Raw genomic sequence first — 24,394 nt, 5'->3', positions numbered from 1 at the left:
CCCACCCGGGTCCGTACCGGCTGGGGCCCCACCCGGGTCCGTACCTGCTCTTCGGCCCGTCAGCCCTGCTGGAGCCGCGGGTTCTCCTGGCCGAGGATCATGTCCGTGCGCGGCTGGAGCGCCGGGAAGAGCTGCTCCGGCTGCGGGATCGCCCAGTACTTCCCCTCGGCGACCATCTCGAAGACCCGCTCGGCGTGCTCCTCGGGGGTCAGCCCGTGCTCGTCGGCGAGGGTCTGCAGGTGGTCGTTGAAGGCCGCGATCTCGGGCGGGGTGCCCTCGCCGGGCCTGGCCGCCTTGAAGATCTCGCTCTTGACCGATCCGGGGGTCACGACGGACACCTGGATCGGCGCGCCCTTCATCTGCATCTCGTAGTGGAGCGACTCGGTGAGCGCGAGCGTGCCGAACTTGGTGACGCTGTACGGGGCCATCAGCGGGCTCGGCAGCAGGCCGCCGATCGACGACACGTTCACCACCCAGGCCTTCTCGCCGCGCTCCAGCATGCGCGGGACGAAGGCCCGGATGCCGTTGACGTAGCCGCCGATGTTGATCCGCAGCATGGCGTCCCAGCGCTCGGCCGGGATCTCCCAGGAGTAGCCCATGGCCATGATCCCGGCGTTGTTGACCAGGAGGTCGACCGCGCCGAAGCGGGTGTACGCGTGGTCGGCGAGCGCCTCGACGGAGGCGGGTTCGGCGACGTCGGTCACCACGGCCTCCACCTCGGCCCCGGTGGCCCGCAGCTCCTCGGCGAAGGCGGCGAGCCGGTCGGCGGCGATGTCGGCGAGGACCAGCTTCATGCCGAGTCCGGCGGCGTGCCGGGCGAGGCCGGCGCCGATGCCGGACGAGGCGCCGGTGATGACGGCCGTGCGGCCGCCGAACACGTCCCGGGCGCTCATCAGAAGTGCGTTCCGCCGTCGATGCGGACCTCGGTGCCGGTGATGAAGCGGCCGTCCTCGCTCGCGAGCATCGCGACGACGCCGGCGACGGTCTCGGGGCCGGCGAAGCCCTGGCCGAGGGCGGGGGCGAGCTTCATGAAGAGGGAGAAGTCGGCGTCCTCGGGGAGGCCGGGGCCGACGCTCTGGCGGCTGGCGCCGGTGCCGTCGGTCATGCCGGAGGAGATGGAGCCGGGCTGGACGGCGGTGAAGCGGATGCCCTGCTTGGCGTACTCGGCGGCGAGCGCGTGGGTCATGGACTGGATGCCGCCCTTGCTGGCCGCGTAGGCCGCCATGTAGGGGTGGGCGAACATCGCGGAGGTGGAGGAGAAGTTCACGACGGCGGAGCCGTTGCCCTCCAGGAGGGCGGGTATCGACTCGCGGATCACGAGGAAGGTGCCGGTGAGGTTGATCCGGATCACCTGCTCGAAGGAGTCGAGGCTCGTCTCGTGGGTGTGCGAGGAGCGCAGGATGCCCGCGGCGTTGACCAGGACGTCCAGGCCGCCGAGCGCCTCGACGGCGGCGGCGACGCCGGCCCGTACGGAGGCCTCGTCGGCGACGTTCACGACGACGGTGGTGAGGCGGTCGGCGGCGTCCCCGGCCTTGGCGACGGTGTCCTTGAGGCCGTCCTCGCTGATGTCGGCGGCGACGACCCGGCCGCCCTCCGCGAGCACGCGGAGCACGGTGGCCTGGCCGATGCCGGAGCCACCGCCGGTGATGAGGGCACGGCGTCCTTCGTAACGGGTCAGCTGGTTCATGGTGGCAACCTCTCGATGTCAAGCTTTCCGTGAAACGCTGCCACCGTACGCCCGAGTGGCACGTTTTGCCAGAGTTGCACGTCACGCACTTCGGGCGTTCGCGGGCGTACGCTTCGTACGGTGAGCACCAAGCCCCCCTCCCTGACGGAGCGCCGCAAGGCCGCGACCCAGCTGGACATCGCCCGTGCCGCCGCCGAGCTCTTCACCGAGCGCGGACCCGACGGCACCACGGCCGAGGACATCGCCCAGCGGGCCGGGGTCGCCCTGCGCACCTTCTACCGGTACTTCCGCTCCAAGCAGGACGCCGTGGCCCCGCTCCTGGCGGGCGGCGCCGACCGCTGGCGCGAGCAGCTCGCGGCGGCCGGTCCGGGGGCCGGTCTCCCCGACGCCCTTGAGCGCTCGATCGCCGCGTCGCTGGCGGCGGAGGACGAGGAGGCGGCCGAGGGGGTGCTCTGGACGCGCGGGCTCCTGCGGGCCGCCGCCGAGGACCCCGCCCTGCGGGCCGTCTGGTACCGGGTCAACCAGGAGTCCGAGGAGAAGCTCCGCGAGGTCCTGGCCGGGCTCGCGGGCCCGGAGGCCGACCCGCTGGAGATCCGGCTCGCGGCGGCCGCGGCCACGGACGCCATCCGGATCGCACTGGAGACCTGGGCGGAGTCGGACGCGCCGGTACGCGGCGAGGGCTCGCCGGCCGCCCTCGCGGTCCGCTGCCTGCGCGAGCTGATGGGCGGGATGCGGCTGCTCGGGGACGCGGCGACCGGCGGGGGCGACGGCTCGGGAGGCGACTCGGGAGACGGCTCGGGCGACGGCTCGCCTGGCGGTTCAGTCGAGCAGTGAGCGGCCCATGAGGATGTCGTCCACGTACTCCCCCTCGATCAGCAGCTCGCCCGGCAGGACGCCCTCGACCGCGAAGCCCTCGGCGGCGTAGAGCGCGCGGGCCGGCGCGTTGTGGCCGAGGACCCGCAGGGTGATCCGCCGGGCGCCCTCCGCTCGCGCCCGCTCCATGGCCGCCCGCAGCAGGGCCCGCGCCACGCCCCGGCCCCGGGCGGACTCGGCGACCGCGAGGCCCTGGATCTGGCGCACATGGGCCGTGGCGGCGAGCGGGGTCGGCGGGACGAGGCGGATGTAGCCGGCCACGGCGCCGTCCACCACCGCGACGAGGTAGTCCGCGGGCCGGTGGCGGTCGTCGAAGAAGGGCTCGTACGGCTCCGTGGGCGCGGGCAGCACCGCGTGCAGGGGCGACCAGGTGGCCCGGTCGAGCGCGGCGAGGGCGTCCTCGTCCCCGGGTTCGGCGATACGTATCTGCGTCTCCGGCACGATCATGACGGTCACTGTGCCACGCACGGGACCGGGGAGGGCAGGATGGGCTCATGCAGCGTTCCGCCACTCGCAAGCGCGTCGCCGTCACCGGCGCATCCGGACTCATCGGCAAGGCCCTGGTGCGCTCCCTGCGCGCCGACGGCCACGACGTCCTCCGCCTCGTCAGGCGGCCCGCCGCGACCGCCGACGAGGTCGAGTGGGACCCGAAGCGGCTGTACGTGGACGCCGCGGGGCTCGTCGGGGTGGACGCGGTCGTGCACCTGGCGGGCGCCGGCGTCGGCGAACGCCGCTGGACCGAGGCGTACAAGCGGGAGATCCGCGACAGCCGCGTCCTCGGCACGACGGCGATCGCCCAGGCGCTCGCCTCGCTCGCCGAGCCGCCGGAGGTCCTCGTGTGCGGCACGGCGCTCGGCTGGTACGGGGACACCGGCAGCCGCGCGGTCGACGAGAGCGCGCCCGCCGGGACGGGCTTCCTGCCCTCGGTGTGCGTGGAGTGGGAGGCCGCCGCGGCCCCCGCCGAGGAGGCCGGCATCCGGGTCGCCCACGCCCGCACCGGCCTCGTGGTGGCCGCCCAGGGCGGGGCGTGGGGGCGGCTCTTCCCGGTCTTCCGCGCCGGGATCGGCGGGCGGCTGGGCGACGGCCGCCAGTACTGGTCCCACATCTCCCTCCACGACGAGGTGGCCGCCCTGCGCCATCTGGTCGACACCCCGTCCCTCGCGGGCCCGGTGAACCTGACGGCCCCCGAGCCGGTCACCAACCGCGAGGTGACGGCCGCGATGGGCCGGGTCCTGCGGCGGCCGACGCTGTGCGCGGTGCCCGCGCCCGTCCTCAGGGTGGTGCTCGGGGACTTCGCCCAGGACGTGCTGGGCAGTCAGCGGGTGCTGCCGGGGCGGCTGCTCGAGTCCGGTTTCGACTTCGCCTTCCCCACGATCGACGACGCGATCCGCGCCGCCGCCGGCTGAACTCCCCGCCGCGCGCCCCTCCCCCTCCGCCGCCCCGCCGCCCGGCCCTCCCGTCCCCCCGGCCTCCCCCTGCGCTCCCCCGTGCTGCGCGCGCACCGGTGCGCGCGGGCCGACTTCCGTGGGAGCGCTGCCTAGGATCGTGGCGAACTCGGGCATTCCGGGGGCCTGTTGGGGGCATAGGCCTCCCACTGTGGGGGGCATGAGCCTCCCTAGCCGCGCCGATCCTGGGGAGGGGCACGTGCTCAGCAGCTCAAGTACCGCACAGCGAACGGACGTCACGGAGGTCGTCGACGTCGTCATCGTGGGGGCCGGGATCGCGGGTCTCGCCGCCGCCCACCGGCTGACCGGGGCCGGGCTCTCCGTCGCCGTCCTCGAAGCGGAGCCGCGGGTAGGCGGCCGGATGGCCACCGACGCCGTCGACGGCTTCCTGCTCGACCGGGTGGGCCCCCTGCTCACCCTGTCGCCCGAGGAGCTGCGGGCCGTGCCGGGGCTCGACGGCCTCGTCCTGCGCTCCTTCGCCCCCGGGGTCCTCGTCCACAGCGACGGCCGGTGCGCGCGGTGGGGCGCCCCGCACCCGCGCCGGGCGGCCGGCGCGCACCGCGGCGGCGGTCACCGGAGCGTGGGGGGAGCGTTCAGCATGGCGCGCGCCCTCGCGAGCGCCCCCCGGCGTCCGGCGGCCTCGCTCGACCAAGCACGGCTCGGCGCGTCCCTGGTCCGGCTCGCCGCGACCCCGTCCGCGCGGCTGCTCGCCCGCCCCGAGCGGACCGCGCGCGAGGCCCTGACCGCCCGGCTGCCCGCCCGGACCGTGCAGGGCGTGCTGCGGCCGCTGCTCGCGGCGCTCCTGGGCGACCCGGACCTCGGCACGTCGAGCCGCCGGGCGGACCTGGCGCTGCGCGCCTTCGCCCGGGGCCGGCTCGCCGTGCCGGAGGGCGGTGCGGCGGCCCTTCCTGAGCGGCTCGCGGCCGCGCTGCCGGCCGGCACGGTCCGTACCGGCGTCCGGGTCACGGAGGCGTCCGTCTCCCGGGTCACGACCGCCGAGCACGGGGTCCTCGGCTGCCGCTCGGTGCTGCTCGCGACGGGGGCGCGGACCGCGGCCGAGCTGCTGCCGGGCCTGCGGACGCCCGCCTTCCACGCGGTGACGGTCCTCCACCACACGGCGCCCTCGGCGCCCACCGGGGACCCGGCGCTGCTCCTGGAGTCCGACCCGGGCGGTCCGGTGGCCCACACGGCCGTGATGAGCGCGGTCGACCCGGTCCGCGCCCCGGAGGGCCGGGCCCTGATCACCTCGACGGTGCTCGGGGTGCCGCCGGACGACACGGAGCGCCGGGTCCGCAAGCACCTCGCGACGCTGTACGGCACGTCGACCGACGAGTGGGAGCTGCTCGCCCTGCACCACACCCCGGAGGCGGTGCCGGCGCTGCCGCCGCCGTACGACGCCCGCCGCCCGGTCCGGCTGCTCGCGGGGCTGTACGTGTGCGGTGACCACCGGGACGCGGGCACGCCGCACGGCGCCCTCGCCTCGGGGGCGCGCGCGGCCCGCGCGCTCCTCTGCGACCTCGGTGTCCGGCTCCCGAAGGAGGAGGACGAGGAGGCGGAGGAGGCGGCGTGACTCAGCCGATGGCGGCGACGCGGTCGCGGTAGGTGCGGGCGGCCGCGGCGTCGCGGTACGGCTCCAGGCGGCGCTCGAAGTCGCGGACGTACTCGACGGCGCGCGCCGACCGCATCTCGGAGGCCTGCTGGGCTGCCTCCGCGCCCAGCGCGCAGGCCTGGTCGAGCTCACCGAGGGCGAGGCGCGAGGTGGCGAGGACGACCCGGCAGAAGAGCCGGCTCCGGGCGAAGCCGGGCGCGCGCAGCTGGAGGGCGCGCTCGGCGTGCTGGGCGGCTGGCCGGTACTGCTGGAGGTCCCGGTGGCAGTGACCGAGCTCGTCCGCGAGCTGGGCCTCGTCGAACATCCGGGCCCAGTAGGGCACCTCGTCGCCCGGCCGGGCCGCTTCGAGGGCCCGCTCGGCCCGTACGAGGGCGGCGCTGCACGCGCGGGCCTCGCCGAGGACCGCGTGCCCGCGGCCCTCGATCGCGTGCAGCATCGCCTGGACGACGGGCGGCGCGGCGGGCCCGACGCCCTGCTGGGCGACACGGGCGAGCTGCACGGCCTCCCGCCCGTGGCCGAGGTAGACGGCCTGGCAGCTCATGGTGAGGAGCACGTACGAGCCGTAGGCCCGGTCCCCGGCGGCCTGGGCGAGGCGCAGCGCCTGCACGAAGTAGCGCTGGGCGAGGCCGTGGGCGGCGATGTCGTACGAGGTCCAGCCGGCGAGCCGGGTGAGGTCGGCCGCGGCGGCGAAGAGGCGGCGGCCGACGGACTCGCCGTAGGTGCCGCGCAGCATCGGCTCGGTCTCGTGCTCCAGGTAGCGGACGAGGGCCTGGCGCGCGTGGCCGCCGCCGTAGGCGTGGTCGAGGGTGCGGAAGAGCTCGCCGACGGAGCGGAGGGCGGCGATGTCGCCGCTGGAGACCCGCTGGCCGGGCCCCCGGTCCGTGCCGCGCTGCCGGGGCACGGAGAAGCGGCCCTGCGGGGGGACGCGCGGGTCGTGCTGCACGCGGGGGTCGTTCGGGACCCGCGGTTCGTGCGGGGAGCGGAGGTCGTGCGCGGTACGGGGGTCGCCGGCCGCTCCGCCGGGGGCCCGGGAGCCGGGCGGGCCGGGGGCGAGCTCGCCGCGGGCCACCCGGTCGTCCGCGCGGCCGATGAGCCAGTCGCGGCTGGGGACGACGAGTCCCGCCGGGGTGAAGGCGATCTTGCGGAGTTCGGCGTGGCTGCCGGAGTCCTTGCGCCAGAGCCCGCTGACGATGTCGACGGCCTCCTCGGGGGTCGCCGCGAACTCCAGGCCCGCGTAAACCGGCGCGCAGGCGTCGAGACCGAGGTCCTGCGCGGAGAGCCGGCGGCCGAGGCGCCGGGTGAAGACCTCGGCGATGAGGGCGGGGGTGGTGCCGCGCGGCTGCTGGCCCCGGAGCCAGCGGGTCACGGAGGTCTTGTCGTACCGCAGGTCGAGGCCGTGCTCCAGACCGAGCTGGTCCACTCGTCTGGCGAGGCCCGCATTGGAGAACCCGGCTTCGGCGATGAGCGCGGCGAGCTGGCGGTTCGGGATGCGCTGCGGTGGTCGTTCCGTCATCAGCTGTGCGGTCTCCTGCCTTCCGGGCCCAGGTGCAGCCCGTTCGGACCCTCATGGAACGGCGCGAATTTAGCGGTCCTCACGGCCCGTACCGCCACCTTCGCCCCACATTCATCCGATCGTGTGAGGATTGACGGCGTCGCTGACGTAGCCGCCACGGTCCATCTGACGGAGGGCGCGACCCGGCACCGCCCGTAGGGCGGCTCCCCGGGGACGTCCGCGCACTCGCCCCCGGCACCCCCGTACAGGTGTGCGTGGCGTCGCCGTACAGTGGCATGGGCGCGAATGACGCATGGTGCCTCGCCGGCCCGGGATGATCCCCGGAACCCGGCCGCGGCACCCAGGAGGAGGCATGGCCGTGAGTGAGCTGCGATTCGTCCGCCTTGGATTCGGCGCTGATGCCGTCGACTACCAGGTGGCCTGGGACAAGCAGCGCGAAGTGCACGCCGCACGGTTCGCCGACGAGACCGCCGACACCTGTCTGCTGCTCGAACACCCGCCGGTCTACACCGCCGGCCGGCGCACGGCGGAGAGCGAGCGACCGCTGGACGGCACGCCCGTCGTGGACGTGGACCGCGGCGGCAAGATCACCTGGCACGGCCCCGGCCAGCTCGTCGGGTACCCGATCATGAAGCTGCCCCGGCCGGTGGACGTCGTCGCACACGTCCGCCGCCTGGAGGAGGCCCTGATCCGTACGGCCGCGGAGTTCGGCGTGGAGACGAGCCGGGTCGAGGGGCGCAGCGGCGTCTGGGTCCTGGGCGACCCGGTGGAGCAGCGACCGTCGCTCGGCGGGCTCTCCCTCGACTTCGACCCCCGGCTCACCGACGAGGAGTTCGACCCCCGGCTGAACGGCCCCGAGTACGCCCCGTCCAACGCCGGCCAGCGCCGCGAGGACCGCAAGCTCGCCGCCATCGGCATCCGGGTCGCCAAGGGCGTCACCATGCACGGCTTCGCCCTCAACGTGAACCCGGACAACGCGTGGTTCGACCGGATCATCCCCTGTGGCATCCGCGACGCGGGTGTGACCTCGCTCGCCAACGAACTGGGCCGGGACCTCACGATCGAGGAGGTGCTCCCGGTCGTGGAGCGCCATCTGCGGGAGGTCCTGGAGCAGGCGGATCCCAAGCCGCGCGTGATCGAGCGCCCGGTGGAGCCGGAGCCGGCCTCCGCCTGAGGGGCGGCTTGAGGAATGCGGGGCTCTGGCCACAGGTTGGCCAGAGGTAAGGCATGGGAAGCAACGGGCGTACCCTGGTGTGCGCCGAAGAATCGAAGCTACAGGAGCCGATGTGTCCGCAGTCGCACCCGACGGACGCAAGATGCTGCGCCTGGAGGTCCGGAACGCCCAGACCCCCATCGAGCGCAAGCCCGAGTGGATCAAGACCCGCGCGAAGATGGGTCCGGAGTACACGAAGATGCAGAGCCTCGTGAAGAGCGAGGGCCTGCACACGGTCTGCCAGGAGGCGGGCTGCCCCAACATCTTCGAGTGCTGGGAGGACCGCGAGGCGACCTTCCTCATCGGCGGCGACCAGTGCACCCGGCGCTGCGACTTCTGCCAGATCGACACGGGCAAGCCCGAGGCGCTGGACCGTGACGAGCCGCGCCGCGTGGGCGAGTCGGTCGTCACGATGGATCTGAACTACGCCACGATCACGGGCGTCGCGCGCGACGACCTGGAGGACGGCGGCGCCTGGCTGTACGCGGAGACCGTGCGCCAGATCCACCAGCAGACGGCGGAGCGCGCGGACGGCCGTACGAAGGTCGAGCTGCTCGCCCCCGACTTCAACGCGGTGCCGGAGCTCCTGGAGGAGGTCTTCGCCTCCCGTCCCGAGGTCTTCGCGCACAACGTCGAGACGGTGCCGCGGATCTTCAAGCGGATCCGTCCCGGCTTCCGCTACGAGCGCTCGCTCGACGTCATCACGCGGGCGCGAGACTACGGTCTGGTCACGAAGTCCAACCTGATCCTCGGCATGGGCGAGACCCGCGAGGAGATCAGCGAGGCGCTCCAGCAGCTGCACGACGCGGGCTGCGAGCTCATCACGATCACGCAGTACCTGCGCCCCTCGGTCCGGCACCACCCCGTCGAGCGCTGGGTGAAGCCGCAGGAGTTCGTGGAGCTCAAGGAGGAGGCCGACGAGATCGGTTTCTCCGGTGTGATGTCGGGCCCGCTGGTCCGTTCGTCGTACCGGGCGGGGCGCCTCTTCCAGCAGGCGATCGAAAGGCGCGGCGCGGTGGACAACGCCACTCAGGCCGTGTGAATCGGAGCACAAGTGGTTACCGGCCGGTAATGGCCGGATTCGACGCGGCCCGTACGGCCCCGCAGCTCAGCGGGGACGTACGGGCCGCGTCGGTGTGTCCACCGCCCCACACCTGGCCGCATCAACGTTTCATCAGTGTTTGACCACCGGGTCACGCCCTGGTAACACCAATCTGTGAGCCTGGTTTCACTCACCGCACTCACCACTCGCATCCCCCCACCTCGTCTCATCCGCAATCGAGAGAGGACCCCGACATGCCGGCCGCATCGACGCACGTCCGCGTCACCGCGATCCCGTCCGTCACCGACGCCCTGAAGGCCATGGAGGCCCTGCTGCTCGGCGCCGGGCAGCGCACCGCCCGGCGTAACGCCTGGACCTCCGTCCTGGAGGACCGCCGCCACGCCAAGGACCGGGTCGAGGCCCAGCATGTGATGGAGGCCGCGTCCGGCCGCGCTTCGCGGGCCACGTAAACTTCAGGACATGGCGAGGAAGGCAAACACTGGCAGCGCTGACGCTGCGAACCCCGGGCGACTGAAGCAGATCGCCCTCACGTACCAGATGACCCGGAAGGCCGACCCGAAGGTCGGTCTGGTCGTCGCGGGCGTGGGCATCGGCGTACTCGGTGTCCTCCTCGCGATCGGCTTCCTCATCGGTCATCCGGTCTACCTGGGCATCCTGGGCTTCGTCCTGGCGCTCCTGGCGGCGGCCATCGTGTTCGGACGGCGCGCCGAGCGCGCGGCCTTCGGACAGATGGAGGGCCAGCCCGGCGCGGCGGCGGCGGTGCTCCAGAACGTCGGACGCGGCTGGACGACGACCCCTGCGGTCGCGATGAACCGCAGCCAGGACGTCGTGCACCGCGCGGTCGGCAAGGCGGGCATCGTGCTGGTGGCGGAGGGCAACCCGAACCGGGTGAAGACTCTGCTGGCGGCCGAGAAGAAGCGCATGAACCGCGTCGTGGTGGACGTGCCGGTGCACGACATCATCGTCGGCGACGGCGAGGGCCAGGTGCCCCTGAAGAAGGTCCGTACGACCATGCTCAAGCTGCCCCGCGTGCTCACCGGCCCGCAGGTCACCGCGGCCAACGACCGGCTGCGCGCGATGGGCGACCTGATGAGCAACATGCCGCTGCCGAAGGGTCCGATGCCGAAGGGCATGCGGATGCCGCGCGGCGGAAAGATGCGCTGACGCGCCCCGACCCCGTACGAGAGAAGGGCCCCGGACCACACGGTCCGGGGCCCTTCTCGTGTCCCTGAGGGCTCAGATGCGGACCTGGACGGCGCCGGAGAGGCGGTCGTGGAGGCCGCGGCCGTCGCGGTCCCAGATGAGGGCCGGGATGGCGAGGCAGACGAGCACGGAGCGGATCGCCACGCGCGGGAGGCTCAGCCGTCCCCCGTTCGCCGAGACGACCCGCAGGCCGAAGAGGCGCTTGCCGGGCGTGGAGCCGATCGTGCCGACGGTCAGCACGCTCACGACGAGCAGCAGGACCAGGGCCCAGTTGCCGGTGGCCTGGTTGTAGCCGTCGGTGATCAGGCCGTATGCGATCAGGAGGCAGAGGGCCCAGTCGACGGCGAGGGCGCCGAGCCGGCGGCCCGGGCGGGCGATCGAGCCGGGCCCCTCCTCGGGCAGTCCCAGCTGCTGACCCCGGTAGCCGAAGTCCACGCCTGCTTGCTCCGCCGCGGCACGGGGGCCGGAGAGCCACGATCCGAGTGCTTGCCTGTTGTCCACCCGACCACGGTACTGCGCCCGTTTTCGATCACTTCCGGCCGGGTCGGCCCCGGCACGCCTCGGCACGCCGCACACCCGCTCCGGTTAACTTCGACGAAACAAATGGGTCATGCTTGAGAAATCCCGTCTGCCTATGGTCGGGTCCAGCGTGTGCCACCGCACTGGCCGCACGACCGAGCTGCAACCCCGCCCCTCCCCGGGCCGGGAGTAGGAGGAGTTGGATGTCCGAGAAGCACGGGTTCCAGAACGCCGACGAGGTCAACAAGTTCATCAAGGACAACGACGTCAAGATGGTCGACGTCCGGTTCTGCGACCTTCCGGGCGTGATGCAGCACTTCACGATCCCGGCGACGGCCTTCGACCCGGCGGAGGAGCTCGCCTTCGACGGCTCGTCGATCCGCGGCTTCCAGGCGATCCACGAGTCCGACATGGCGCTCCGCGCCGACCTGTCGACGGCCCGCGTGGACCCCTTCCGCCGCGACAAGACGCTGAACATCAACTTCTTCATCCACGACCCGATCACGGGCGAGCAGTACAGCCGTGACCCGCGGAACATCGCGAAGAAGGCCGAGGCGTACCTCGCCTCCACCGGCATCGCCGACACCGCCTACTTCGGCCCCGAGGCGGAGTTCTACGTCTTCGACTCGGTGCGCTTCGAGACCTCGGCGAACCAGGGCTTCTACCACATCGACTCCGAGGCCGGCGCCTGGAACACCGGTTCGGAGGAGAACAACCGCGGCTACAAGGTCCGCTACAAGGGCGGCTACTTCCCCGCCCCGCCGGTCGACCACTTCGCCGACCTGCGCTCCGAGATCTCCCTGGAGCTGGAGAACGTCGGCCTCCAGGTCGAGCGCCAGCACCACGAGGTCGGCACCGCCGGCCAGGCCGAGATCAACTACAAGTTCAACACGCTGCTCGCCGCGGCCGACGACCTGATGCTCTTCAAGTACATCGTGAAGAACGTCGCCTGGCGCAACGGCAAGACCGCGACCTTCATGCCGAAGCCGATCTTCGGCGACAACGGCTCGGGCATGCACGTCCACCAGTCGCTGTGGGCGAACGGCGACCCGCTGTTCTACGACGAGACGGGCTACGCGGGCCTCTCGGACACCGCCCGCTACTACATCGGCGGCATCCTCAAGCACGCCCCGTCGCTGCTCGCCTTCACCAACCCGACGGTGAACTCGTACCACCGCCTGGTCCCGGGCTTCGAGGCGCCGGTGAACATGGTGTACTCGCAGCGCAACCGCTCCGCCGCCATGCGCATCCCGATCACGGGCTCGAACCCGAAGGCCAAGCGCGTCGAGTTCCGCGCGCCGGACCCGTCCTCGAACCCGTACCTCGCCTTCTCGGCGCTGCTCCTCGCGGGCCTCGACGGCGTCAAGAACAAGATCGAGCCGGCGGAGCCGATCGACAAGGACCTGTACGAGCTCGCTCCCGAGGAGCACGCCAACGTCCAGCAGGTCCCGACCAACCTGGAGGCCGTGCTCCACGCCCTCGAGGACGACAACGAGTACCTCCAGGCCGGTGGCGTCTTCACCTCCGACCTGATCGAGACCTGGATCGACTACAAGCGCACGCACGAGATCGCCCCGATCCAGCTGCGCCCGCACCCGCACGAGTTCGAGCTCTACTTCGACCTCTAAGCCGGACGCGCCTCACGAACGAAGGCCGCCGCACCCGGAATCCCGGGTGCGGCGGCCTTCGCCGTTCCCCGACGCTCCCTACGGGGTCAGCGGCCGTAGCGGATGAGGGCGCGGACCATGCGGCAGGTGGTGTCGGAGGGCGGGTGGATGCCGATGTCGGCCGCCGTCGTGCGTATCGTCGCGTTCGTGGCCTTCGACGGGACGTAGACGCCGGCGTCGAGGAGGGCGATCGCGAGACGCATGGCCTTCAGGCGGCGGTTGTGCGTCACGTACCACTCGCGGGGGCGGCCCGCCGGGAGCGGCTTCCTCTGGAGGGGCTTCCAGGGTTCGAGGGACGGTGTCCGGATCACGGCCAGAGCCATGGGCTACCTCCTGGCGAACGATGGGGTGCGGGCCCTCCCCGGGACCCTCACCTTCACCCCTTATTTTAGTGGCCCCCACTGACAATCGCCCCTGGCCAGACAGGGTTTGGGGGGTGGTGGAGGGAGGTCTGGGGGGTACCGTGGGGGGCATGGAGATCTGGATCAATCCCGCCTGTTCCAAGTGCCGCAGCGCCCTCACCCTCCTCGACGCGGAGGGCGCCGAGTACACCGTGCGGCGCTACCTGGAGGACGTGCCCTCGCCCGAGGAGATCCGGCAGGTGCTCGACCGGCTCGGGCTCGAACCGTGGGACATCACGCGGACGCAGGAGGCCGTCGCCAAGGAGCTCGGGGTCAAGGAGTGGCCCCGGGACGCGGCGAACCGGGACCGGTGGATCGAGGCGCTCGCCGGGCACCCCAAGCTGATCCAGCGGCCGATCATCACGGCGGAGGACGGCACGGCCGTCGTGGCCCGGTCGGAGGAGGCCGTGCGGGACGCCCTGTCCCGTTGAGCCGTCGGTGAGGTGAGCGGGAAACGGGCACAGGGGGGAGTGCGGTGAGCGGGACGGTGGACGGAGGGCCCGGCGGGCTCGGGGTCGATCTGCATCTGGAGCTCGGTGAGGGCGGCAGTCGGCGGGCCCTGCTCATCGGGGCGCTGCGCGAGGCCGTACGGGGCGGCCGCCTCGCGCCCGGGACGCTGCTGCCGCCGTACCGGTCGCTCGCCGCCGACCTCGGGATCGCCCGGAACACCGTCGCCGACGCCTACGCCGAGCTGGTCGCCGAGGGCTGGCTGACCTCCCGCCAGGGTTCCGGGACGCGGGTGGCCGAGCGGGTCCTCGCGCCCGCCCCGGGACCGCCGCGGCCCGCCGCGCCGGCGGCCCTCCCGTACGACCTCGTCCAGGGCAAGCCGGACCCCGGCGCCTTCCCGCGCGCGGCCTGGCTGGCGGCCGCCCGGAAGGCGCTGACCGCGGCGCCCCACGAGGCCTTCGGCGTCGGGGACCCGCGCGGCCGGGTCGAACTGCGCGTCGCGCTCGCCGCGTACCTCGCACGGGTCCGGGGCGTACGGACCACCCCGGACCGGATCGTGGTCTGCTCCGGCACCGCGCACGCCCTGCGGCTCCTCGCGCGCGTGCCCCTGGCGACCCACGCCCGCGAGAAACCCGCCCGGCAGACGGCCGGCCACAAGGCTCCTCCCCGGCCCTGGGCCGTCGAGGCCTACGGACTCCCCTACCACCAGGGGCTGCTGGGCGAGGAGGGCATCCACACGCTGCCGCTGGCCGTCGACGAGGACGGTGCCCGCATCGAGGAGATCCCCCCGGAGGCGGGCACCATCCTGCTCACCCCCGCCCACCAGTTCCCCACCGGCGGGCCGCTCCACCCCGAACGCCGGGCCGGCGTCATGGAGTGGGCGCGGCGCTCCGGCGGGCTCGTCGTGGAGGACGACTACGACGGCGAGTTCCGCTACGACCGGCGGCCGGTGGGCGCCGTCCAGGGCCTCGACCCCGACCGGACCGTCCTCCTCGGCTCCGTCAGCAAGAGCCTCTCCCCCGCGCTGCGGATCGGCTGGATGTGCCTGCCGGAAGCCCTCGTCGACGGTGTCGTCGAGGCGAAGGGGCAGCGCGAACCGCACACGTCGGCGACGGAGCAGCTCACGCTCGCGGAGTTCGTCGAGTCCGGCGCGTACGACCGGCACGTCCGGCGGATGCGGCAGCGCCACCGCGTGCGCCGCGACCGGCTGACGTCGGCGCTCGCGGAGCGCGTGCCGGGGGTACGGGTGACGGGGCTCGCCGCCGGCCTGCACGCCGTCGTGGAGCTGCCTCCGGGGACGGAGCGGTCGGCCGTCGACACGGCGGCCCGGCACGGGGTCGCCGTGGAGGGCCTGTCGGCGTACCGGCACCCGGCTGCGCGGGGACGGATCCTCCCCGACGGTCTCGTCGTCGGCTACGCCACGCCGCCGGAGCGGCTGTACGGCCCGGCCCTCGACGCCCTGTGTCAGGCCTTGTCCGCCGCGCTCTGAGCGGCGAGCCGCTCCGCCTCGGTCAGGATCTCGGTCAGGCGCAGGCCGAAGCGGGCGTCGCACGGGTGCGGCTCCCCGGTGCGGGCCGCAGTGATCAGGGCGTCCACGGCCGTGCCGAAGGCCTCCACCGCGCCGTCCCAGCGGGGCAGTTCGGCCCGGCCCCCGGTGCCGTACAGGGCGAGCGACACTTCCGCCGCCTCCAGTGGGGCGCTGAGCGTCAGCGTGGCCGTGCTGCCGGCGCCCGAGCTGTGGCGCAGGACCAGGTGGTGGGTGTCCGCCGGGCCGGGCACGGCCGTGATCGCGGTGACGTCGCCGAGGACCGGCAGGTAGACGGAGAGGACGTGCGGGCCGACGTCCCACAGTCCGCCCTTCTCCCGCCGCCAGGGCGAGGCCGCGTACGCGCTGCTGGAACCGGGGCCGTAGAGCGAGCCCAGCCAGTGCGCCTCGCCCAGGAACCAGCCGCCCGCCGCCGTCCGCTCCTCGATCCAGCGGGCCGTCGTCTCCGCGAACCGCAGCGTGCAGAAGACCACGGAGGCGACTCCGGCCTTCTCGACCGCCTCGGCGACCTCGCGGGCTCCCGCGACCGTCGTGGCGACCGGCTTGTCGAGCAGGACGTGGCAGCCGGCCTCCGCCGCCCGCACCGCCAACGGGGCCTGGACGTCCGGCGGGAGCGCGAGGGCGACGGCGTCGCTCGCCGCGAAGAGGGCGTCCACGTCGTCGTACGCGCGCGTGCCGGACGCGGCGGCGAGCGCCTCCGCCGCCTCCGGGCGTCTGCCCCACACCCCGCTGAACTCGACGCCCTGATGCCCGGCGAGCGCGGGCGCGTGCGTGCGGGCGGCCCAGGGGCCGGTGCCGAGGAGTCCGATGCGGGGCTTCGCGCCCGGGAGCTTCGCCATGCCCCCAGTCTGCCCGGTGCCTCTGACATGGGGGGCTCCCGGGCGGGGATCCCCGGGGCTCCGTAATCCGCTGGCGGGCCTCCCCCTCCCCGGTGTTAGCGTTTCTCCGCCGGCCGCGGGACTTCGGTGCGACTTCCGAAACCTGCCTGTCAACTTGACCCGCCCCTAGCGGGCCGGGCTTGGAGATAGCGCCCAACCGGCTGCTGGGTTGGCTCCTCCGTCCAGACACCCCTATGGGATGGCAGGGGCGCGTGACTCACGCCCCGCGGTCCACGCGGTCTCGCCTTTGCGGCGGATGTTGTGGGACGCGTTGTCGTCCGCGTGCGTCAGGGCCCCGCAGGACCGGCACGCGAACGTCGCTTGATCGACCCGGTTCTTCCGGTCGATGTAGCCGCATTCGGAGCACTGCTGGCTGGTGTAGGCCGGATCGACGTACACCAGCGGCACCCCGGCCCGCCTGGCCTTGTACTCGACGAAGGCGGCGAGCTGGTGGAAGCCCCACGAATGCAGAGAGGTCCGCTGGTCCTTGCGGAGCCGTACCCGGCTGCGGATGCCCGTGAGGTCTTCCAGGGCGATACCGGAGCCGGTGCGTTCAGCGGTGGTGACGATGGTCTTCGAGACGACGTGGTTGACGTCGGCGGTGTGTCGGGCTTCCTTGCGGGAGCGCTTCTTAAGGAGGCGCTTCGCCGACTTGGTGCCCTTGGCCTGGAGCTTCTTCCGCAGGGCGAGCTGCCGTTTCCGGTAGCGGTTCAGGCCGCGCCCGGCAACCCGGTAGCCGGTGGACGTGGTGGCGATGTTGACGATGCCGAGATCGACGCCGATGAACCCGCTGGGCTCGTACTGGTCGGCCTCGGGGATGTCGCAGACGGCGGCTAGGTAGAACACGCCGTCGCGTTCGACCAGGTCGGACTCGCCCTTTCGGTGCTCGCGGAGCATCTTCAGCGCGTCCGGGGAGCAGACGAAGCGGACGCTCCTGAGCCGCCCGGCCGTCGTCCAGATCGACACCGTCCCGGCGTCGTACTGCCAGGACAGGCACCGGTCGTCGTACGGCTGCGCGGCCTCGGGCCGGAAGGTGATCGGCTTCGACTCCGCCTTGACCCTGCGCTTCGAACCGGGCCTGCCCAGGTTCCCGGCGCGGATGTTCGCTTTCAGCGCCGTGTAGGCGTCCCGGGTCTTCTTGATGACGTGCTGGGCGACCTGCGCACCCAGCCCGCGCGCCTTCAACTCGGTGTAGGTGTGCCTGCGCAGCTCGTGCTCACGCGGGACACCGCGCTCGAACGCCACTCCGGACACCCAGCAGGCGGCCTCGTTGACCGTACGCAGGGTGGAGCACAGCGCGGCGGCCTGGTCGGCCTCCGGCAGCAGCTTCACCCGCACCACGATCTTCACACGAGTGACTGTATCACTACCCTGCGTCACCATGAGGTAAGTCGCACCCCTATCCGCCGGGGCTCGCGGGCGAGGTGCTGCGGGTGTGGCGCTCGCGGCTCGATCCGGAGCGCCGGACGAGCGTCGTCCATCTCAACCCCGTATACGACGCCGAGGGCTTCGACGTGCGCCGGCTGGCGCCGAGCGTGCCGACGGCGGGGATCCGGGACGCGGAGGATCTGGCGGCCCTGGTGGAGATCGCGCAGTTCGCGGAGGGGCGGACGGGCTTCGCGGAGCTGCGGGCCTATCTGGACCGGCGCGTGGAGCTGTTCCTGAAGGGGGCCGGGGGATGACGCGGATCGATCTGACCGGGCTCGACGTCCGGCCGGCTCAGGTGTGGGGCGGGGTGCGGATCGTGCCGCTGGTGCGGGCCGAGCCGGTGCCCGGGCTGCGGCTGCGCCGGGAGGTGTACGAGGGCTCGGGGCTCGGCGCGGTGGACCTCGGCGACCGGACGACCTATACGTCGTACGTCCCGCACGGCTTCGTCGCCGACTGGTCGGCGCCCGGGGCGGAGGCGGGTGCCGGGGCGGAGTCCGCCGTGTACGGGACGCTGCTCGGCGGCGAGGGCGCGCCGGACTCCTGCGTGCCCGTGCGCCGCCTGCACCGGCTGGCCAAGCGGCGGCCGGCCGAGCGGCGGCTGCGCTTCCTGCCGCTCCACCTCGCGCTTGAGGGGTATCTCGCGCTGCACTTCGGCGGGCCGTCCGTGGTCTGGGACGACTGGTCCCGCAAGGCCCTCGCGCACGGCCTCTCGCCGCGCGCGGAGGCGGCGTACGCGGGCTGGTCGGTGCCGGGGCTGGCGGAGGCGCTGCGGATCTTCGAGCTCCATCCGGGCCAGTGCGGGATGCTGCTGTACGTGGCCGACGCCCTGGCCGCGGCCTTCGTGGTCCCGCACCAGGACGACTAGCGCGTGCTGCACCCGACGCTCGTGGAGGACCTGTACGGCGAGCTGGTCCACCAGTACGCGTACTTCGGCGGGCCGGTGCCGGAGTTCACGGCGCGGATCCGGGACGGCGCCGGCGGCATCCGGAACCTCGCGGACCTGCGGGCCGCGGCCCACGGGCAGGAGCGGGCCTGGGTCGAGGCGCACGACGGGCTGATGGCGCGGGACCTCCTGGAGACCTCGTACGCCTTCGAGCGGGTCTACCGGATGGGGGACTTCGACCTGCACCGTTTCCTGCCGCCGTTCCAGCGGGACGGCCGGGAGCAGCACATCGGCGAACTGATCACCGACCACAAGGGGCGGGCGGCCTATCTGAAGACCTTCCGGCTCTCCGACAAGCAGATCCGGAAGGGGCACCTGCTGCGGACGCTCGCGGGCCGCGACTGGCACCTGGAGCGGACGGCGGAGGCCCTGGGCACCTCGTACGCGGAGGTGGTGCGGCGGATCGAGGCGGCGGGGCTCGGCGGGCTGCTCGACTCGCACGTCGTCGCACGGCGGACGAGGGAAAAAGAGGAAGGCTGAGTAACACGGGGTTCACAAACGGGCAACCGACGGGAAATCCCGTGTTGCGAAGCTGCGACCGGACACAGACACCGCAGCTTCTCGCAGCGCCGCGAGCCGCCGCGCACCCGCAGCAGCACGCCCAAAGGATGAGGCCCGTGACCTTCAAGGCTGAGTACATCTGGATCGACGGCACCGAGCCGACCGCGAAGCTTCGTTCCAAGACGAAGATAATCGTGAGCGGGGGCGCCGCGCTCGACGAGCTGCCGATCTGGGGCTTCGACGGTTCCAGCACGAACCAGGCCAAGGGCCACGCCTCGGACCGCGTCCTCAAGCCGGTCTTCGTCTGCCCGGACCCGATCCGCGGCGGCGACGACATCCTGGTGCTGTGCGAGGTCCTCAACACGGACATGACGCCGCACGAGTCCAACACGCGTGCCGCGCTCGCCGAGGTCGCCGCCAAGTACGCCGCCCAGGAGCCGATCTTCGGCATCGAGCAGGAGTACACCTTCTTCGACGGCGAGCGTCCGCTCGGCTTCCCGGTCGGCGGCTTCCCGGCCCCGCAGGGCGGCTACTACTGCGGTGTCGGCGCCGACGAGATCTTCGGCCGTGACATCGTCGAGGCGCACCTGGAGAACTGCCTCGCCGCGGGTCTGGGCATCTCCGGCATCAACGCCGAGGTCATGCCGGGCCAGTGGGAGTTCCAGGTCGGTCCGCTCGCCCCCCTCGTGGTCTCGGACCAGCTGTGGGTGGCCCGCTGGCTGCTGTACCGCACGGCCGAGGACTTCAAGGTCTCCGCGACCCTGGACCCGAAGCCGGTGAAGGGCGACTGGAACGGCGCGGGCGCGCACACCAACTTCTCCACCAAGGCGATGCGCGAGGGCTACGACGCGATCATCACCGCCGCCGAGTCCCTCGGCGAGGGCTCGAAGCCGCTCGACCACGTCAAGAACTACGGCGCCGGCATCGACGACCGCCTGACGGGTCTGCACGAGACCGCCCCGTGGGACAAGTACTCCTACGGCGTCTCGGACCGCGGCGCCTCGGTCCGCATCCCGTGGCAGGTCGAGCAGGACCAGAAGGGCTACATCGAGGACCGCCGTCCGAACGCGAACGTGGACCCGTACGTGGTGACCCGCCTGCTGGTGGACACCTGCTGCGAGGCCCTGGAGAAGGTCGGCCAGGTCTGATCCGTCCGGTCCCCGTCCCGGGCCGCACGCGCTGTTCCGGAGAGGCGCCCACCGTTTCGTACGGTGGGCGCCTCTTCCGTCATGTGGGATGGATGACACGGGGTTTGGCCGGGGAATGACTCGTCGGAGGCATTCCCTTCTGGTCTAATAGGGATATGGCCACGATGAGGAACGACGCAGCGACAGGTCGCCACGACCTCGAGCCGTTCTGGCCGTCCCGGCAGCACGACGACTTCGACCGAGTCTGTTGCCGCGCGAGGAACGCGTCGGCCCTCTAAAGCCCCGATCGGTACGGTCCGATCCCGGCCTTCGGCCGACGCGCACGACGAATGACGCACGACGCCTGTCCGTTCGTTTCTCCGCGCGAAAGAGCTGACCCGCCATGGCCCACATCCAGAGTGCTCCTCTCACCGCCGTCCGTCCCGGGCGGCACCGGCTCCGCGCCGTCGACCCCAACGAGGTCGTCGGTCTCCCCCCGGTCGCGCCGCTCTCGGCGCTCTCCCAGCTCTCCCAGGTCGCGGACCTGCTGCCGCCCGGCGCCACGCTGCTGCCCGCGCCGCAGCACGCGCTGCCGGCGCTGCCGGGCCGCCCGCCGATGGTCGGGTACCTCGTGCTCGTACCGGCCGACCAGCAGCCGCAGGTGCCCGTGGCCGCCCCCGCCCCCGCGCCGCCCGTGGCGGCGGAGGAGCAGGGTCCGGTGGCCATCGACGGGGTCCGGCGGATCGCCGTCGTGGACGGGGAGGAGCTCGACCTGACATATCTGGAGTTCGAGCTCCTCGCCCATCTGGTGGCGCACCCCCACCGGGTCCACACCCGCGACCAGTTGGTCACGACGGTGTGGGGGTACGGGCACGTCGGCGACGGTCGTACGGTCGACGTGCACGTGGCCCGGCTGCGCCGGAAGCTGGGCGCCGAGCACCGCCACACGATCCAGACCGTGCGGCGGGTCGGCTACAAGTACACGCCCTGATCCCCGGGTTGATCAGGTGGTCCGGGTGGACCTCGCCTTCAGCTTCGCCACGAGGGCGAGGGTGAGGTCCACCGCCAGGAACAGCAGCAGGCTGAGGCCGAGCATCGGGACGAACCAGCCGACCACGGCCGTGACCGCCGCGAGCGGCAGCAGCATCGTGACCGGGACCTTGCGCCAGGCCCCGCGCGCCACCGGACGGCCCGGGCGGCGCTGCCACCACATGCGGTAGCCCCAGAGGATCAGCAGGATCAGGGAGAGCGCGAGGGCCGCGAGCGCCAGCTGGTTGAACAGGCCGAGGAACACGCCGGTGTGCGCGTCGATGCCGATCCGGGTCAGCTTGGCGAGGAGCGGGTAGTCGGCGAACGCGAGGCGGTCGATGACCGTGCCGTCCGCCGGGTTCACGGCCGCCGAGTCCAGCTCCAGCGGGAACTGCGTGTCGGTCTCCTTGACCACGTACCCCTTGCCCTCGGCGGGCAGGACGACCGAGATCCGCGGGCTGTCGATGCCGGCCGCGCGGGCCGCCTCGACCGCCTTGTCGAGACCGATGTCCGGGCCCTGGGCGGTGGTGCCGCCCTGCTGGTGACCGCCGCCGTGGCCCTCGTGCTCCGAGCCGGCGCCGGCGCCGCCGTCGAGCGTCGCGGTGAGCGTGGGGGTCGCGCCGCCGAGACCGTCCTGCACGGTGCCGATGTTCTCGCCCGCGTACCGCGACCAGGTCAGACCCGTCGCGGAGAGCAGGACGAGTCCGGTCACGGCCCACAGACCGACCGAGCCGTGCCAGGAGAGCGTGCGGCGGCGGGACTTCGGGCCGCCCTCGGGGACGAAGAGCGCGCGGCGGTTCTTCCTGCGGCGGCCGAGCCAGAGCAGCAGCCCGCCGAGCGCGATCACCCACAGCCAGCTCGCGGCCAGCTCGCTGTAGTTGCGGCCGAGCTCGCCGAGGTGCAGGTCGGCGTGGAGACCGTCGATCCAGGTGCGCAGCGGGAGGGCGCCGGAGCTGCCGAAGCTGGGCAGCTGTCCGCGGACGTCCCCGGTGTACGGGTCGACGAAGACGGCGAGCGAGGTGCCCTCGGGGACGTCCGGGTCGGCCATCAGGACGCGGGTGGTGGCGTCCGGTTCGGCGCCGGGCCAGACGGCGGTGACGGTGCCGTTCGGGTTGACCTTGCGGGCGATGTTCACCTGCTGCGAGAGCGGCAGGGTGGTGTCGCCGACGGGGACCTCCAGCTCGTGCGCGTAGATCACCTTCTCGGCCTGGAAGGAGAGCGCGTAGAGCAGGCCGCTGGCGGCGGCGACGAGGAGGAACGGGGCGATGAGGACGCCCGCGTAGAAGTGGAGGCGCAGGACGAGGGGGCGCAGGGCGCTCCAGGTGCCGGTTCTGCGCGGAGCGGTGGTTTCGGATATCTCCGACGGCGGTGCCTCGGTGGTTTCCGGGCGCGCGGGATCGTCGATGGTCATGGCTGACCGTCCTTGGAGTCGGTGTGGACAACGGGAGGAGACCCCCGGTGTCAGACGTGTGCTCCGAGGGCCGTGGCGCGGGGTACGGACGGCCGGGGCGGCCCGCGCCGGGAGACGGTGTGCGCGAGGACGACGGTGTGGGGACGGTGGGCGTGCCCGCGGGGCCTGCGGACGGGGCCGCGGGGGGCGTCGGGGACGCGGACGCGCGCGAAGAGCAGGCGCAGTGGCGTGAACGCGTAGGCCAGGGCTGCCTCGGCGAGCGTGAAGAACGCGGCTTCGCCGTGGGCCAGCCAGAGGCCGCAGAGGAGGGCGGCGAGGAGGTGGACGGCGAGCATGCCCGGGTCGGAGTCCATGGCCGCACCCGCGCTCATGCCGGCGTCGTGTGCGCCCGTCATGCCCGTCATGCCCGCCATGGGGTGCGCGTGCGCCATGTCCGTCATGGCCGTCGCGTCGCCGGCGGCCTGTGCCGACGGGTGCGAACCGGCCATCGAGAAGAGCAGGTGCAGCGCGCCCTGGAGGACGAGCATCGCGCCCGCGATCGTCGGTGTTCCCCGGCGGCGTCCCGCGGCGGCCCAGGCGGCGATCGCCGTCGCGGCGAAGGCGGCGAGCAGGCCGGACGCCGGAAGCTGGTGCGCAGACATGGACGAATGCCCCACGGCGGCCAAGGTCACGCACACCACCGCGAAAAGTGCGGCTCGCAGGGCGCGCAGAGGCGACCGGGCATCCGTCATCGCCCGCCATGGTGCCATCCCGCCATCCGGCCGGAAAGGCCACCTCCCCCACCGGCGCGTTCCTCCCCCGGCGGAATCCTCCGGGAGCGGAATTCCCTGGCCGCGCCCGCTGTCCCCAGGCACTCTTCGATCATGAAATTGCTGATTCTCGGTGGTACGGAGTTCGTGGGTCGCGCGGTCGTCGAGGCGGCGCTCGACCGGGGCTGGGAGGTGACGGTCTTCCACCGGGGCCGCCACGCGCCTCCGGCCGGAGTCCACTCCCTGCACGGCGACCGCACCACCGGCCCGGAGGGGCTCGCCGCCCTCGCCACCGGCTCCTGGGACGCCGTCGTGGACACCTGGTCGGGCGCGCCGTCGGCGGTCCGGGACGCGGCCCGGCTGCTCGCCGACCGGGTCGGGCGGTACGCGTACGTGTCGAGCCGCTCCGTCTACTCCTGGCCGCCGGCCGCCGGGCTCGGGGAGGACGGCCCGCTGGTGGAGGGCTCGCCGGACGACGGGGACGTGCCGTACGCGGAGGCCAAGCGGGGCGGCGAGCTCGCCGCGACGGCCGCCTTCGGGGCGGAGCGGACGCTGCACGTCCGCGCGGGCCTCATCATCGGCCCGTACGAGAACATCGGCCGGCTCCCCTGGTGGCTGGGCCGGATCGCCCGGGGCGGGACGGTCCTGGCGCCCGGGCCGCGCACGCTCCCCCTCCAGTACGTCGACGCCCGCGACCTCGCCGCATGGACGCTCGACGCGGTGGCGGCCGGGCTCTCGGGGCCGTACAACCTCGTCTCGCCGCCCGGGCACACGACCATGGGCGAGCTGCTCGACGCGTGCGTACGGGCCACGGGCGCGGACGTCGAGCTGCGCTGGGCGGAGCCGGAGGCGCTCCTCGCCGCCGGGATCGAGCCCTGGTCGGAGCTGCCCGTGTGGCTGCCGCCGGGCGAGATGTACGACGCGATGCACACCGCCGACGTCTCCCGTGCGGTCGCGGCCGGGCTGCGCTGCCGGCCGGTCGCGGAGACCGTCGCGGACACCTGGGCGTGGCTGGAAACGCTCGGCGGGGTCGCGCCGCAGCGCCCGGACCGGCCGGAGGTCGGGCTCTCCCCCGAGCGGGAGGCGGAGTTCCTGGCGAAGCACGCCGACGGCGTCGAGGAAAGCTGACGAACTGCCCGTCT

23 protein-coding genes and 2 pseudogenes are annotated in these 24,394 nt (G+C 73.1%); 15 read left to right on the top strand and 10 right to left on the bottom strand.

Annotated features, from left to right (window positions below):
- Nucleotides 1-59: 59 nt before the first annotated feature.
- Both ASC82_RS11490 and ASC82_RS11485 read right to left on the bottom strand, forming a co-directional pair.
- Nucleotides 60-893, bottom strand: coding sequence for an SDR family NAD(P)-dependent oxidoreductase (locus ASC82_RS11490; protein WP_056645377.1), 834 nt, complete (start codon nucleotides 891-893; stop codon nucleotides 60-62).
- Complete coding sequence (locus ASC82_RS11485) at nucleotides 893-1,687, bottom strand: SDR family oxidoreductase (RefSeq protein ID WP_107105881.1); 795 nt, start codon at nucleotides 1,685-1,687, stop codon at nucleotides 893-895. Before ASC82_RS11485 ends, ASC82_RS11490 begins: the two co-directional genes overlap by 1 nt.
- Before the next feature lie 120 nt (nucleotides 1,688-1,807).
- On the opposite strand from ASC82_RS11485, the gene ASC82_RS11480 reads away from it, so the two are divergent.
- Nucleotides 1,808-2,521, top strand: a complete 714-nt coding sequence (locus ASC82_RS11480) for a TetR/AcrR family transcriptional regulator (protein WP_079039208.1) — start codon at nucleotides 1,808-1,810, stop codon at nucleotides 2,519-2,521.
- Here ASC82_RS11480 and ASC82_RS11475 read toward each other — a convergent pair.
- Entirely contained in the window at nucleotides 2,507-3,007 is a 501-nt protein-coding gene (locus tag ASC82_RS11475; protein WP_056645374.1) for a GNAT family N-acetyltransferase, read from the bottom strand. The genes ASC82_RS11480 and ASC82_RS11475 overlap by 15 nt on opposite strands.
- A 47-nt stretch (nucleotides 3,008-3,054) precedes the next feature.
- Between ASC82_RS11475 and ASC82_RS11470 the strand changes: the two genes are divergently transcribed.
- Both ASC82_RS11470 and ASC82_RS11465 read left to right on the top strand, forming a co-directional pair.
- Nucleotides 3,055-3,966: a TIGR01777 family oxidoreductase gene (locus tag ASC82_RS11470; RefSeq protein ID WP_056645373.1), complete on the top strand. Its 912-nt coding sequence runs from the start codon at nucleotides 3,055-3,057 to the stop codon at nucleotides 3,964-3,966.
- A 238-nt stretch (nucleotides 3,967-4,204) separates the two neighbouring features.
- The gene (locus ASC82_RS11465; RefSeq protein WP_056645368.1) at nucleotides 4,205-5,575 is read left to right on the top strand and encodes an NAD(P)/FAD-dependent oxidoreductase; all 1,371 of its coding nucleotides are present in this window, start codon (nucleotides 4,205-4,207) and stop codon (nucleotides 5,573-5,575) included.
- Between the two features lies 1 nt (nucleotide 5,576).
- Here ASC82_RS11465 and ASC82_RS11460 read toward each other — a convergent pair whose 3' ends face one another.
- Nucleotides 5,577-7,127: a hypothetical protein gene (locus ASC82_RS11460; protein WP_056645365.1), complete on the bottom strand. Its 1,551-nt coding sequence runs from the start codon at nucleotides 7,125-7,127 to the stop codon at nucleotides 5,577-5,579.
- Nucleotides 7,128-7,485: 358 nt separating this feature from the next.
- Between ASC82_RS11460 and lipB the strand changes: the two genes are divergently transcribed.
- The 4 genes from lipB (at nucleotide 7,486) to ASC82_RS11440 (ending at nucleotide 10,567) form a co-directional block, all read left to right on the top strand.
- Nucleotides 7,486-8,301, top strand: a complete 816-nt coding sequence (gene lipB, locus ASC82_RS11455; protein ID WP_056646329.1) for a lipoyl(octanoyl) transferase LipB — start codon at nucleotides 7,486-7,488, stop codon at nucleotides 8,299-8,301.
- A 112-nt stretch (nucleotides 8,302-8,413) separates the two neighbouring features.
- Complete coding sequence (gene lipA / locus ASC82_RS11450) at nucleotides 8,414-9,382, top strand: lipoyl synthase (RefSeq protein ID WP_056645361.1); 969 nt, start codon at nucleotides 8,414-8,416, stop codon at nucleotides 9,380-9,382.
- A 254-nt stretch (nucleotides 9,383-9,636) separates the two neighbouring features.
- Nucleotides 9,637-9,852: a hypothetical protein gene (locus ASC82_RS11445; RefSeq protein WP_024758492.1), complete on the top strand. Its 216-nt coding sequence runs from the start codon at nucleotides 9,637-9,639 to the stop codon at nucleotides 9,850-9,852.
- Nucleotides 9,853-9,862: 10 nt separating this feature from the next.
- Nucleotides 9,863-10,567 (top strand): DUF4191 domain-containing protein, encoded by a 705-nt coding sequence (locus ASC82_RS11440; protein WP_024758493.1) that lies wholly within the window; start codon nucleotides 9,863-9,865, stop codon nucleotides 10,565-10,567.
- A 72-nt stretch (nucleotides 10,568-10,639) separates the two neighbouring features.
- Here ASC82_RS11440 and ASC82_RS11435 read toward each other — a convergent pair whose 3' ends face one another.
- Nucleotides 10,640-11,107: an RDD family protein gene (locus tag ASC82_RS11435; RefSeq protein WP_024758494.1), complete on the bottom strand. Its 468-nt coding sequence runs from the start codon at nucleotides 11,105-11,107 to the stop codon at nucleotides 10,640-10,642.
- A 221-nt stretch (nucleotides 11,108-11,328) separates the two neighbouring features.
- Between ASC82_RS11435 and glnA the strand changes: the two genes are divergently transcribed.
- The gene (gene glnA / locus ASC82_RS11430) at nucleotides 11,329-12,753 is read left to right on the top strand and encodes a type I glutamate--ammonia ligase (protein WP_056645358.1); all 1,425 of its coding nucleotides are present in this window, start codon (nucleotides 11,329-11,331) and stop codon (nucleotides 12,751-12,753) included.
- An 86-nt stretch (nucleotides 12,754-12,839) separates the two neighbouring features.
- On the opposite strand, the gene ASC82_RS11425 is transcribed toward glnA, so the two are convergent.
- Nucleotides 12,840-13,115, bottom strand: a complete 276-nt coding sequence (locus tag ASC82_RS11425; protein WP_024758496.1) for a hypothetical protein — start codon at nucleotides 13,113-13,115, stop codon at nucleotides 12,840-12,842.
- 149 nt (nucleotides 13,116-13,264) lie between these two features.
- Between ASC82_RS11425 and ASC82_RS11420 the strand changes: the two genes are divergently transcribed.
- Together ASC82_RS11420 and ASC82_RS11415 are read left to right on the top strand one after the other, a co-directional pair.
- A complete protein-coding gene (locus tag ASC82_RS11420) occupies nucleotides 13,265-13,624 on the top strand; it encodes an arsenate reductase family protein (RefSeq protein ID WP_056645356.1) in 360 nt (119 codons plus the stop codon).
- Nucleotides 13,625-13,668: 44 nt separating this feature from the next.
- Nucleotides 13,669-15,129 (top strand): PLP-dependent aminotransferase family protein, encoded by a 1,461-nt coding sequence (locus tag ASC82_RS11415; protein ID WP_056645355.1) that lies wholly within the window; start codon nucleotides 13,669-13,671, stop codon nucleotides 15,127-15,129.
- On the opposite strand, the gene ASC82_RS11410 is transcribed toward ASC82_RS11415, so the two are convergent.
- Both ASC82_RS11410 and ASC82_RS11405 read right to left on the bottom strand, forming a co-directional pair.
- A complete protein-coding gene (locus ASC82_RS11410; RefSeq protein WP_056645351.1) occupies nucleotides 15,105-16,025 on the bottom strand; it encodes a Gfo/Idh/MocA family oxidoreductase in 921 nt (306 codons plus the stop codon). The two genes, ASC82_RS11415 and ASC82_RS11410, sit on opposite strands and share 25 nt — an antisense overlap.
- A 231-nt stretch (nucleotides 16,026-16,256) precedes the next feature.
- Nucleotides 16,257-17,447: an RNA-guided endonuclease TnpB family protein gene (locus tag ASC82_RS11405; RefSeq protein WP_056645348.1), complete on the bottom strand. Its 1,191-nt coding sequence runs from the start codon at nucleotides 17,445-17,447 to the stop codon at nucleotides 16,257-16,259.
- Nucleotides 17,448-17,467: 20 nt separating this feature from the next.
- Between ASC82_RS11405 and ASC82_RS11400 the strand changes: the two are divergent.
- The 4 genes and pseudogenes from ASC82_RS11400 to ASC82_RS11385 form a co-directional block, all read left to right on the top strand.
- A pseudogene (locus tag ASC82_RS11400) lies at nucleotides 17,468-17,746 on the top strand (hypothetical protein); the annotation flags it as partial.
- Nucleotides 17,743-18,915: pseudogene (locus ASC82_RS11395) on the top strand (hypothetical protein). The pseudogenes ASC82_RS11400 and ASC82_RS11395, both read left to right, overlap by 4 nt.
- Nucleotides 18,916-19,052: 137 nt before the next feature.
- Nucleotides 19,053-20,084, top strand: coding sequence for a glutamine synthetase (glnII, locus tag ASC82_RS11390; RefSeq protein ID WP_056645341.1), 1,032 nt, complete (start codon nucleotides 19,053-19,055; stop codon nucleotides 20,082-20,084).
- A gap of 382 nt (nucleotides 20,085-20,466) precedes the next feature.
- Nucleotides 20,467-21,054, top strand: coding sequence for a winged helix-turn-helix domain-containing protein (locus tag ASC82_RS11385; RefSeq protein ID WP_056645338.1), 588 nt, complete (start codon nucleotides 20,467-20,469; stop codon nucleotides 21,052-21,054).
- Nucleotides 21,055-21,066: 12 nt separating this feature from the next.
- On the opposite strand, the gene ASC82_RS11380 is transcribed toward ASC82_RS11385, so the two are convergent.
- A complete protein-coding gene (locus tag ASC82_RS11380) occupies nucleotides 21,067-22,503 on the bottom strand; it encodes a PepSY domain-containing protein (protein WP_056645335.1) in 1,437 nt (478 codons plus the stop codon).
- Nucleotides 22,504-22,553: 50 nt separating this feature from the next.
- On the bottom strand, nucleotides 22,554-23,144 hold the full coding sequence (locus ASC82_RS11375) for a hypothetical protein (RefSeq protein WP_242427637.1): 591 nt from the start codon (nucleotides 23,142-23,144) through the stop codon (nucleotides 22,554-22,556).
- A 222-nt stretch (nucleotides 23,145-23,366) separates the two neighbouring features.
- On the opposite strand from ASC82_RS11375, the gene ASC82_RS11370 reads away from it, so the two are divergent.
- Nucleotides 23,367-24,380, top strand: a complete 1,014-nt coding sequence (locus ASC82_RS11370) for an NAD-dependent epimerase/dehydratase family protein (protein ID WP_056645330.1) — start codon at nucleotides 23,367-23,369, stop codon at nucleotides 24,378-24,380.
- The last annotated feature ends 14 nt before the right edge of the window (nucleotides 24,381-24,394 follow it).

Origin of the sequence: Streptomyces sp. Root431, assembly GCF_001426585.1 — a bacterium.
Lineage (GTDB): Bacteria > Actinomycetota > Actinomycetes > Streptomycetales > Streptomycetaceae > Streptomyces > Streptomyces stackebrandtii.
The sequence above is the reverse complement of the archived record's forward strand: the minus strand, read 5'-3'. Positions and strand labels throughout refer to the sequence as shown.

Bases quoted from the DNA above. Each gene is read 5' to 3' on its own strand.
- ASC82_RS11490 (WP_056645377.1), bottom strand. From the start codon at position 893: ATGAGCGCCCGGGACGTGTTCGGCGGCCGCACGGCCGTCATCACCGGC.
- ASC82_RS11485 (WP_107105881.1), bottom strand. From the start codon at position 1,687: ATGAACCAGCTGACCCGTTACGAAGGACGCCGTGCCCTCATCACCGGC.
- ASC82_RS11475 (WP_056645374.1), bottom strand. From the start codon at position 3,007: ATGATCGTGCCGGAGACGCAGATACGTATCGCCGAACCCGGGGACGAG.
- ASC82_RS11470 (WP_056645373.1), top strand. From the start codon at position 3,055: ATGCAGCGTTCCGCCACTCGCAAGCGCGTCGCCGTCACCGGCGCATCC.
- ASC82_RS11460 (WP_056645365.1), bottom strand. From the start codon at position 7,127: ATGACGGAACGACCACCGCAGCGCATCCCGAACCGCCAGCTCGCCGCG.
- ASC82_RS11445 (WP_024758492.1), top strand. From the start codon at position 9,637: ATGCCGGCCGCATCGACGCACGTCCGCGTCACCGCGATCCCGTCCGTC.
- ASC82_RS11440 (WP_024758493.1), top strand. From the start codon at position 9,863: ATGGCGAGGAAGGCAAACACTGGCAGCGCTGACGCTGCGAACCCCGGG.
- glnA (WP_056645358.1), top strand. From the start codon at position 11,329: ATGTCCGAGAAGCACGGGTTCCAGAACGCCGACGAGGTCAACAAGTTC.
- ASC82_RS11425 (WP_024758496.1), bottom strand. From the start codon at position 13,115: ATGGCTCTGGCCGTGATCCGGACACCGTCCCTCGAACCCTGGAAGCCC.
- ASC82_RS11420 (WP_056645356.1), top strand. From the start codon at position 13,265: ATGGAGATCTGGATCAATCCCGCCTGTTCCAAGTGCCGCAGCGCCCTC.
- ASC82_RS11410 (WP_056645351.1), bottom strand. From the start codon at position 16,025: ATGGCGAAGCTCCCGGGCGCGAAGCCCCGCATCGGACTCCTCGGCACC.
- ASC82_RS11405 (WP_056645348.1), bottom strand. From the start codon at position 17,447: ATGGTGACGCAGGGTAGTGATACAGTCACTCGTGTGAAGATCGTGGTG.
- ASC82_RS11385 (WP_056645338.1), top strand. From the start codon at position 20,467: ATGGCCCACATCCAGAGTGCTCCTCTCACCGCCGTCCGTCCCGGGCGG.
- ASC82_RS11380 (WP_056645335.1), bottom strand. From the start codon at position 22,503: ATGACCATCGACGATCCCGCGCGCCCGGAAACCACCGAGGCACCGCCG.
- ASC82_RS11375 (WP_242427637.1), bottom strand. From the start codon at position 23,144: ATGTCTGCGCACCAGCTTCCGGCGTCCGGCCTGCTCGCCGCCTTCGCC.
- ASC82_RS11370 (WP_056645330.1), top strand. From the start codon at position 23,367: ATGAAATTGCTGATTCTCGGTGGTACGGAGTTCGTGGGTCGCGCGGTC.